Below are 9,926 nucleotides of genomic sequence, written 5' to 3' on the forward strand. Positions count from 1 at the left end.
ACCGATAGTGGGTCTTGGTCCACTGCGCTCGCGCGCCCGTAGCCGCGCGGTAGTGATGGCCGTTGCCTCGTAGCAGGCCTTGTAGGTGGCGGCGCAGATCGCCTTGCTGCTTGACCAGTTGCTGGCGCGAACGGAGCAGATTGCGGTCTGCCTCCTGCTCCGCCTCTGGCGCCATCACTTCGCTGAGTAGGCCGTTGGCATAGAACTGTGCGAGCGCAGTAGCATCCAGCCGGTCTGTCTTGACCGCTCGAGCACGCTGGGTCGGAATGCTGGTCGGGGCGATGACCGCGCAGTCTACACCGGCCGCCGCCAGATCTCGCTGCAGCGCAAACCCGATGTAGGTTGCCTCGTAGCAGAGCTTAAGCGTTCGCTCGCCACCGAGGGCTTGTCGGACGTTCTTCAGCTTCTTGAGCAGGCTCTTGACGGTAGGTCGGCAGCGGAAGTCCAGGCACTCGCCGGTCTCGCGGTCCAGTGCCGCCCGTGGAAGTTCGTGTCGTCGACATCGAGGCCGATGTGGACTACGTTCGTGGTTCATAGACGCCTCCGTCCTGTTCCACCAGTTGAGGTACCCATCTGCGATGGTAGTCCTCGTAAGGGTGGGGGCCTCTATATCTTCTATCCTTGGCGATGCTGCCGAGTCGAACTGGGCCCTGGCCCAGGTGCCCATGGTAGGGAGGTAGTTGCTCGGGTAGCCGAGGGAGAAGAGGTTGTGCCATTTCGCTATGCCGTGTCGATAGCCATTGAACACATGAACGTCAATCTGCTTGCCCAACTTTTCCTGTAGGCTTATCAACTGGCTTACGGCCAACTTCGTTGGCAAGTTTTGGTCATGGCTGGCGAAAAAGCACAGCATTGGCAGTTCCAAGCGCTCGAGGTACGGCTGCGGGTCGTAGAAGATGTCCGCTACGTAGCGCTCGAAGCGGGCCTGATCGTACGGTGCAAGGCGCATGCCGATGACCGATAGCCAGCGCTTGTCCACTTCCTGCAGCCGGGCCGACAGGCGATCTCGATGAGCGTGCAGCGGGGCTTTGGCGCGGGCCGCCTCACGGTAGTAGTGCCAGATGTCCGAGCGCAGGGCGCCAATGGTGCGGAGCATCTGCTCGTCTTCGAGGCCAGCGGCGAGCAGCTCTTGGCGGATCTCCCCTAGGTTGGTGATCATCCAGCTGGTTGGGGGGCCCGCACGATTGATGATGAAGCGCAGCGCGCCGTCGCGTACGGCAATCTCCGGCGTCAACCAGCCGCTTTCGCTGGAACCGAATACTGCTACGCGCTCATGGTCTATCTCCTCGAGCGTACGCACGAAGCGCAACGCCGCCAATGCGTCCTCGATGAAGTCACCATAGGTCGCCGTTGCGAGATCGCCGCCGGAGCGGCCGGAGCCTCGCTTGTCGTAGGTGAGCACCGCCACGCCCTCGCGAAGAGGAGCGCATTCGCGTGTGCAGTCACAAAGGGTGGTAGGCCTGCTGCGGGGCCGGACCCGTGCAGCAGTACGATGACTGGGGGCGGTATGGCGCTTGCCGCGGGTGGGGTCAGGAGCGAGCCCACCAGCACGACGCCGTCTGTACTCGCGAACTCGACCACGCGCACGTCCCCGTGCAAGTGCAGATGTTGGTTCCAGTAGTAGATCACCGCACAGAGCAGGAGTGCGACCAAAGGGGGGTGATGACGAGTAACGGCTTACGCACGAGCGACTCCAAGATGGTCCAGGGGTCACCGAACCTGACACATCGGCGAAGCCAGCTCGTCTCAGCGTGCGTCCTGCGACGTGTCACCCGTGCCCGACAGTACGGATTTTCGACAGGCTGAGGGACTGCTGTCATGAGCCGCGGCGAAGGCGCGATAGAAGGTTGCTTTGCTGGGAAAGCCTGCCTCGAGCGCCAGGTCGAGCGTGCTGCGATGGGCCAGCGACGGCTTCTGCGCGAGCGTGCGGAACGCAGCAAGGCGTTGGCTGGTGATTTGCTCGCCGACTTCCATCTGGTACTCCGCCTCGATTACGCGGCGAATCATGTCCGGTGCCAGTCCCGTCTGCTGGGCGAAGGCCTGCAGTGTAAACGTTGAGTCGAGAAAGGGACGATGCGTAGCGAGCAGTTCGATCACCTGTCGCGTCTCGCGGGCGTGCGCTGGTGCGGGCGGTGGGCTTGGTGGCGGCCGGTTGAGAGAGTCGGGATGACTCAGCACGTAGTAGCCGAAGAAGAAGATCACTCCCACACTCACCAGAGCCCCCAGCGTGTCCGCATCTCCCATGGGAGCGAAGCCGAGCATCTGTGCGAAAAGCGCGCCGTAGCTTACGGCGGCGGCCAGTAGCACGACGCTCAACCAGCTCAGCATGCGCCGCAAGCGGGGTCGCTCGCGGCGCTTTGCTTCGCCTAAGCGTACGCGCAGCACGTGCACACTCGCCGCACCGTAGATGGCGAAGCTGGCGAACTTGAGAAACACGAGCGTCGCGACAGCACTCCCGAGGCGCGGATGAGCAAGGCCGAGGTGACCATCGGCCCGCGCGTGCGGAAAGACCAGCGCAAGTGTTGCAAGGCCGAGGGGAGCAAAATGCGCGCTCACCCGCGTGGTATCGTTCGATCTTGGTGGCATCGTTGCGGCGCGGAGGAAGAGGTCGAGCGCGGGCGGCAACGCGAACTTCAACGCCAAAGCCAGGGCTCATTCGCGGCCGCTGTCAGAGATGTCCATCAGTTCGCCTACCAGCATCGCCCCAAGAACGGCGTTGAGTAGAGCTAGCCACCTGACGGCGGTGCGGTTGCGCGTCTGCAAGGTAAGCAGGGCCACGGCGAGGAACGCCGCCTGCGCCACGCCGCCAGCGAGCGCCCAAGCGAGTAGGTCGGTGGAGAGGTTCATCGTCGGCCGCGGTCCCATGGAGCGCCAAGTCTAGGGCAGCTGGGCGGCGCAGGCGTCTCACGAGGGGTGATGAGACGGCGGTGCGAGTGATCGAGCTCGGCAGAATGCCGGCGCCCTTCACTCGAAGCCGAGTGTGAAGTAAGCGCCCTTCGGCGGCGTGTCCCCGATCTCCTCGATGTGTATCCGAATGTAGTCCCCAGCGCGTACTTCGTCGTGCGCTCGATCGATGGCATACGCCGAAGCCGCATCTTCGCTACTGTACTCCAAGGCCTGTACCTCGAGCGGTAGGCTCAGCATCTCGACGACGGTTCGCGGCCCCGTTGGCGACTGCAGCCTTAAGCGGCTGATCCCAAACTTGGTGGCGGTGTCAGACGGGCTGTAGAGCTGGCAGGCGGCTTGTACGAGTCTCATTCCGTGCAATTCCGCAGGAATGATCAGTTCAGCTCTAGAAGCGCTAGACGAGCCCACCTCACTGTCGCTGGACGCCATTACGGTAACCAGCGACTCGCGATGCAGGCGCTTGTGCCGCTGACCGATCGGGACGGTGATCGCCGTGTCTTGCTCCAAGTAGCGACCCAACTTCTCGATCGGTGACGCGTAGTCGATCCTGCTCGATTCGTAGGGCGGCGCGATGTCGAGGGTGCCTGGGTAGAACACGCATTCGCACCAGTCACTGAGTTCTGCAAACAGTTCGAGGTTGGTCTGATACTGATCCCAGATCACGCCCGTACAGCGCACCCACCGGAGCTTGATCTTGTCCTTCTCGGTTCGCTCCATCTGCGAACTGACGCCTTGGTTGCCTGGGCCAGCAACGATTGCCGTCGTGTTGTTCAAGAAGACGCAGTCTTCGAAAGTGATCTCCACGTCTTCTTCCCAGCCGGGCGGGAGATCAACGCGCAACACGAACCCCGTGCAGTTCCATGCCTTGATGTTCGAGAACTTGCAACGCACGGGCGCGTCTGCGTACTTCGTGTAGACAGGCGCAGCTGGTGTGTCGAAGCTAAGGTCGAAGATGGCATTTCCTTGAGTCTCGACTTCGTTGCCGAAGGCGCAAACCTCCATATTGCTCATGCTGGGCGGAGTGTTTCGGAATTGCGCAAGGCTTGCCTTGCCGTTGGTGACGACGAGCAATCCATCCAGAACCGTACCGAGCATTCGTTCATCGAGCCGCCACGACCAATCAGTGAATACGGTAAAGAAATCAAGGTCATGCCAGATCACGCCATCGCGGATGTGTGATCCATGGGCGCCAAGGCCAAAGACTCGGACTTGCCTCGATCCGCGAAGATCGAAGAAGTACCCCCTGACGTTCAGGCCGACTTGTTCGTACTGAAGCTGCTGCCCCCAGTTGCCGAGAGACGAGCTGGTTTGCGTGACCATCGCGGTTGGTGCTTCGTAGTACGGGTTTGGCACTGCGTCTCGAATGATCCAGTTCGATACGTTGAAGTAGATGCATCGATGCCATTCGCCGTAGCTGAAGCCGAAATCAGTGAGATTGGTGAAATCGCCGTTGGCCCAATAGCTGTGCTTGTTGAAGAGCGTGTTGCCTAACACGACGTTTACGCCCCTCCAGTTGTTTCCGCCCATGATGCAGCACGAGCCAAAGCCATGGATTTTGACGTTGATTAGGCTGCACGACTGCGTAGCGCTGATGACTCGACCATTTTGCGGATGCCTGGCGAGGCCAGACCATGAGGGGGTGTTCTGAAGTTCGTGCTGAATCGCCGCCTCAGTCTCGCCGCCCACCCATGAGTCGTTGTTCTGGAAGTTGCCGTCCAGCTCGATGTCGCGGAACGTGCAGTGCTCGCACGCACCACTCAACGGCATGAACGAGGTGATGGCGCAGCCGAGCTGCTCTTTTACGCGACGTGAGTCCGGGGCTTCGATGTGCCGTAACGCATGGCCTGGCAAGACTTGCAGTCTGGCGTTACCTTCGCCTTGGAGCATCGCGCCGTCGGGGATCTCTACTGTGCCTGAGTATCCCTTGGTGCCTTGAATTACTATTGGGCGCGTAGGAAACAAATTCCATAGCCAGCAGATTGCGTTTTGCACGTCTGCGTCGTCGTGCAGTTTACTCAAGGCTTTTCGGTAGTGCTGTTCTTTGCTGTAAGCGGCGCGTGAGTTGTCCCAGCTGATCTCCACATCACGAGCACCTGCGGTGACTGCATCGTAGAGGTGGTCGATGTTGTGATTCCTAGCGTCCAGGACGCCAGTCGCATGGTCCAGCCACGGTACTGACGCCACAGCGCCTGGGTCCCATACGTGCCCATGCAGATCCCAGTCGGTGACGGCTTGGCCCTGAAGCGTGAAGCCTACTGAGCCCGGTATCACATTGGCGCCGAGATCAATTGGGGTGGCCCAGTCGGCAAGAGTAAACGTTCGGGTTGGCATTAGATGCTCTCATGTCGAAGGCGGTTGCGTTGGCCGTGGTGCCGCTTTCCTGGCAAGCAGATCCAATCGTGTTGTCCTCGCGGCTGCGGTGGCGTGGACCAAGATATCTGATTGGTGCCCGTAGGGCCCGCGTCGCGTACGTAGAGCGCCGGGTCAAAGGGGCGCCTCGAACTCGCCCTCGGCGAACCTAGTGACCGGCATCTGGGCCGTTCGTCGGCCGTCGCGATAACAGTAGCAAGAGGCTCAAACGTGAATCCCACTGCTGAATCGCCTCGGTCGTATGAGCCGCCAAGAACGTGCGCTGGGTGCTCGTCCTCGACGGCTGCTTTGGCCGCCACGGCACATCGAGCTGTGATGCAACCGCGTCTTGCAATGTCCGCCCTATCCCCCGCAGCTGAGGACGGCGTTGTTAGCCTGCCGGCTCATTCCCGTAGGATGATCGTGTTCTCCGCAGCCGGGTGCGCGTTTGCACAGCCAGACACGTAGACGTCGATCTTCTTGTCGGCCATGAGCGCTGAGAGCACCAGCGAGTACTGCTCTTTGAAGTTGGGCGCACCGGTGTTCAGCTCCACAATGCCGGAAGTGTAGTTTGCGCACCCGAAATCTGGCGTCGCCTTGTCGATGGTCATATAAATATTTCCATTTGGCTGCACCCGGATGTTCACGAGCCGAGAGCCCCTCACCCACTGCGGTGGGTCCACCGCGTACACAGGGGTGCAGAGAAGGAAAACAGTCGATGCGAGCAGCAGCTTGCGTAAAGAAGTCATCCGATTACCTCCTGACGTTGTGCGATCTAGTGTGCTGTGCGGTCGTTAGAGAATTCGCAAGTACTTTTTGGCCCTAGGCACCTCCCGTGGAGCCTGCCACGCTCGTCCTCGCGCCGCGCCTAGAAACGAAAAGCCCCGAGCGACTTCTTCAACGAACTCACGGGACAGGACACTAGCGATTGCTCTGCGGCTGAGGGAGTCAGCCACAGGGGGCGAGAGTGTAAAATGAATTCGCTCGTAAGCCGAGAGCAATGCTTCCAACCGACGACGATGGCCGGTGCTATCGACCATCTTTGCTAGCTTAGGTCTGGGTTCGCGCGGAGCGCGAGGCAGTTCGCTTCTGCCGCGCTTGCTGCTTTGCGGGGTACACCCAAGCGCGAGCGGGCATCCTGAGCATGCCGTGCTGAGAGGTCGTGGGAAACTGTTAGGATGCTCCTTGCTTTGGATTGTTAAGGGCATCGTCTGCAGATGATTGGCACTACGCATGCTTGGGATCTCACATTCACTGGTCTCGGAGGACTCAAGCGGGACTTTTTGTTTTTTGATCAACTAGCGTTGGTGACCCCAACGTCCACCATGGCGCGTTGGCGTGGGCTCTACGGCAAGCGCAGGCACCGCGAATGGGCCGACGAGCTGGAGTATCTCCTCTCTACTGGAGAAGTCATCGGGTCTGATCACTATCTGGAGATTCGGCGATCAGCTTCCGCACCGCCAAACGAAGCCGTAGACGAGTACATCCGTCTGGTGCGCCGTAATCAAGAGATATTTGACGAACTTGATAAGCTAATGCATCAAGCACGCGAAGATGGCGCGCAGCCTCCAGACCTCGACCGTGTGCAGCGGTTGTCGAACTTGAACAGGAGTCTGCAGGTTCGCTCGTGCGCTCAGCAGTTTTGCATCGAAGGGCGTGAAGCCGTGTGCATTGATGGGCTACCTGATCCAATGGGGCTCCAGTCAACAGTGCTGACTTCGGGCGATATGCTGCGCTTGGCGATCGACAATGTACCGTTGGTTTCTGACACTACGCCTTGGCAGGACCTTTTCGAGTTGAAGTCAGATGCCGATCTTGTTGCCAGAGCACGCAAGCTGCGCCTGTGGGCGAGAGAGATCGCAGCAAGTGGATACGATGCCGCCTATGCGAAAGAGCATCTCGATGACTTACTGAACGACTATGAACGATATCTCGCCCTTCACAAAGCGAAATACACCCGCGGTATCATCAGTGCATTTCTCGCTGGCTCAGCCGAGCTCATCGAAAGCATCGGGGGTTTGAAGCTAGGGAAGATCGTCCAGTGCGTACTCAGTGCACGAGGCCAAAAGACCGATCTTCTGATCTCAGAGCTCGAGGCGCCCGGGCGGGAGGTCTCTATGATCTCGAGGCTACGCGACGAGTTGGAGCAGGGTAGCGTACGGCAGTAGCTGGCCCATGGAGTGCATGTCGCTTCACCGTCAGCGGACCTTGGAACACCTGACCTTGCTACCGATCGCCCCGCCGACAAGGTCTGTTTTCATAGGCGACTGTGTCGCACGCAGCTCTTTTATGGTGTTGACGTCCTCGCGATGAGTAACGAGTAGACAGCGTTCTCGATAGATAATGATTACGCCGCCAACAGGTATCCGCATTGAGCAAGAGTCGATCGCCAGACGCAGCCGGGCTCGTGTCCTGCGCCCGAAGTTAGGTGAGTAGGGCGCGGTCCTTTCCTCCCTCAGCCACCGAGTCCGCCTTTGCCCCGAGAAGGCTCTAACGGCGCGACAAAACTTGTGAACGAGGCCATCCACACGGAACTGCTTCACGACTTCTCATCGTGGGCTACGAGAACATGGAAAACCCGTCGCAGCGGCGCTCCAGGGCAACCTTGAGAACTCGGAAAACCCATGACCACGACGAGACGACCCAACGGCGATGCGCCCTTCGACAACGTGAGACTAGCGATGCGCGATCACAGGCGTTGTGTCGTATTCGGGGCGAGCGGAGACCAGCGTGAAGCCGAACTCGTGGTGTTTACCGAGGACATCGACGAACTACTGATGCGCAGGGAGTCTTTAGCTCAAGAGGGCTTGGATTCGCCGGTCACAGAAGAGGCGATTCGTCTGATCCGCTCTCTCGCGTAGCTTGGGCAAGACGCTTATGCACGCTGGACACAGGCGGGGAGAAGCTCAGTCGTATGCTTGCGACGGCTTGCTCACCAGCAGCTGTAAGTCGATAGCAGTTTCCATCGCGAGCTAGGTAGGGACTCGGCCGTCGGGAATAGTCCGCAAGCGATCTGTATACGGTGCTCTTGCTAATTCTGTATCGCTCGAGCTCACGTACGATAGCGCGTAGCTCAGCGCACCCATCTTCTGACTGAGCTAGGTAGCTCAGGGCCATCAGCATGTGGCCTGGCATCATCAAGTGGCTTCTACCAGCTGCCCGCATCTCGACTCCTTGGCGAGGGCGTCGCGCCATAATCCCGTCATGGAGGATTGGATCAGGTTTTTCTGCGACGTCTCTGCGAACTGGGTCAAGATCTTGACGCTACGTCCTGTGGTTTTGCTAAAGACCTTAGGAAGCTGCTTCTGCCATCGGCCAGTGCTCCCAAAAAAACCTAGTGACGCAATTCACACTTGTCGATCGTGCTTGATCTCACTTCTACCAAGTTTGAGAATTTAATAGCTCGGAGTGTGCGGGCGAGAGACAATTCGCGCTGATTCACTGACGGAGCAACCTGTGAATAATCGACGCTTCTTCGTAGCGCTATCTTTCTCGAGCGCAGAGCGGTTGTACGTGCGAGCAGTGGCCAATGCCCTTGCGTTGACCTACGGGTACGATCATGTGTTCTACGACGAGTTCCGTGTAGGGGAACTGGAACGTTCTGATCTCGAAGGCTACTTGCCCACGCTATACGCCGAGCAGTGTGATCTGTGCGTTGCCTTCATCTCTTCTGCCTATTGCAGCGGAGGGTGGCCAGGCGCGGAGTGGCAGGGTATCAGTGAAAGCCTCCTCACGGACCCTGATCGCGTCCTGCTGGTAAAAATGGGTGACGTGCGGCTGGATGCAGTGGTCGGGTTGCCTGAGGGAGTGACGCACGTTGACGGTACAACAAGTCAGGCGGAGGCTGTGGCCTCATTGGTTGTGTCGCGCCTGTCACAGCTGAACACGTCGCCAGTAGCGCATCGCGCAGAAGTACACGAAGCGTTGGTCGAGAGGCAGGCTGGTGCAGATCGCGCCGACCCGCAAGAGACGCAAGAGCGGATGCTAGAAGAGCAGGCCATTTTGCTGGACAAGCTTTTTCAAAATCTCGTCGCGCGTAGTCTCGATACCACCAACCCTGCGCTAAAAGCCGAGTTTAGTCGATTAGCTATGCAGGCTCAGGCACAAAGCAGAGCTACGTATCTGGGTGTTGAGCAAAACACGTGGCAACTGCCGCATAGGCCGCGATAGCAGCCTCGGCGGGCTCTCAGCTCTCCAGAGATCGGGGTGGCGCCTGCAGATCGGCGTTGCGATGTGGGCAAAATCAGCACCAACACGCCTCTGCTCTGCTGATTGGACCAAGGGGCATCCCCGAGCGTCTGCCGAGGCGGTGAATTCGTCCAGCTCCGTCTTCGTCCAACGTGTCAATAGAACTCTTGACTAGATGGCTCCCAATCGATTCTACTTCCGGTTGAAGCCAGGTCGGGAGTGGCGTCGTACGCTCCCGCAGAACGTCGCGTGGGATAGGACCATCTCATTGCAGTGATCACGCGGCATACTCCGAACACAGCCCGGCCAACGAATGGAGGCGATTGAATGGCTCTGCTGCGTACTAGCCTGCTTTATTCATGAGGTGTGGCGTTGAGCCCCTGAGATGAGATCGTAGGGCGTTGACCGCAGCTGAGCGAGTGCCTGTGAGGCGTTCTCAGGGTTGAGGCCGGCGTTTTCCGAGTGTTGGGGTCGCTCATGCA

The 9,926-nt window shown here is 59.3% G+C and carries 8 protein-coding genes; 3 read left to right on the forward strand and 5 right to left on the reverse strand.

Translation table 11 applies throughout. The annotated features are described in order from the left end of the window. From AAGA68_26805 to AAGA68_26825, 5 genes are all read right to left on the reverse strand, one after another. Positions 1-1,402, reverse strand: a 1,402-nt coding sequence (locus tag AAGA68_26805) for a transposase (protein ID MEM9388680.1), incomplete at its 3' end; no start/stop codon positions are given. 344 nt (positions 1,403-1,746) lie between these two features. Continuing rightward, the gene (locus AAGA68_26810) at positions 1,747-2,556 is read right to left on the reverse strand and encodes an AraC family transcriptional regulator (protein ID MEM9388681.1); all 810 of its coding nucleotides are present in this window, start codon (positions 2,554-2,556) and stop codon (positions 1,747-1,749) included. Between the two features lie 96 nt (positions 2,557-2,652). Continuing rightward, positions 2,653-2,847, reverse strand: coding sequence for a hypothetical protein (locus tag AAGA68_26815; GenBank protein MEM9388682.1), 195 nt, complete (start codon positions 2,845-2,847; stop codon positions 2,653-2,655). Between the two features lie 117 nt (positions 2,848-2,964). Next, a complete protein-coding gene (locus tag AAGA68_26820) occupies positions 2,965-5,238 on the reverse strand; it encodes a hypothetical protein (protein MEM9388683.1) in 2,274 nt (757 codons plus the stop codon). Positions 5,239-5,660: 422 nt separating this feature from the next. Continuing rightward, complete coding sequence (locus AAGA68_26825; GenBank protein ID MEM9388684.1) at positions 5,661-6,005, reverse strand: hypothetical protein; 345 nt, start codon at positions 6,003-6,005, stop codon at positions 5,661-5,663. Between the two features lie 468 nt (positions 6,006-6,473). Here AAGA68_26825 and AAGA68_26830 point away from each other — a divergent pair, with 468 nt between their 5' ends. The 3 genes from AAGA68_26830 to AAGA68_26840 all read left to right on the forward strand — a co-directional run bounded on the left by AAGA68_26830 (position 6,474) and on the right by AAGA68_26840 (position 9,426). After that, complete coding sequence (locus AAGA68_26830) at positions 6,474-7,424, forward strand: hypothetical protein (GenBank protein ID MEM9388685.1); 951 nt, start codon at positions 6,474-6,476, stop codon at positions 7,422-7,424. 456 nt (positions 7,425-7,880) lie between these two features. Further along, complete coding sequence (locus AAGA68_26835) at positions 7,881-8,117, forward strand: hypothetical protein (protein ID MEM9388686.1); 237 nt, start codon at positions 7,881-7,883, stop codon at positions 8,115-8,117. A gap of 595 nt (positions 8,118-8,712) precedes the next feature. Continuing rightward, entirely contained in the window at positions 8,713-9,426 is a 714-nt protein-coding gene (locus AAGA68_26840) for a toll/interleukin-1 receptor domain-containing protein (GenBank protein ID MEM9388687.1), read from the forward strand. Positions 9,427-9,926: the final 500 nt, after the last annotated feature.

The organism is Pseudomonadota bacterium (assembly GCA_039193195.1).
Lineage (GTDB): Bacteria > Pseudomonadota > Gammaproteobacteria > Steroidobacterales > JBCBZW01 > JBCBZW01.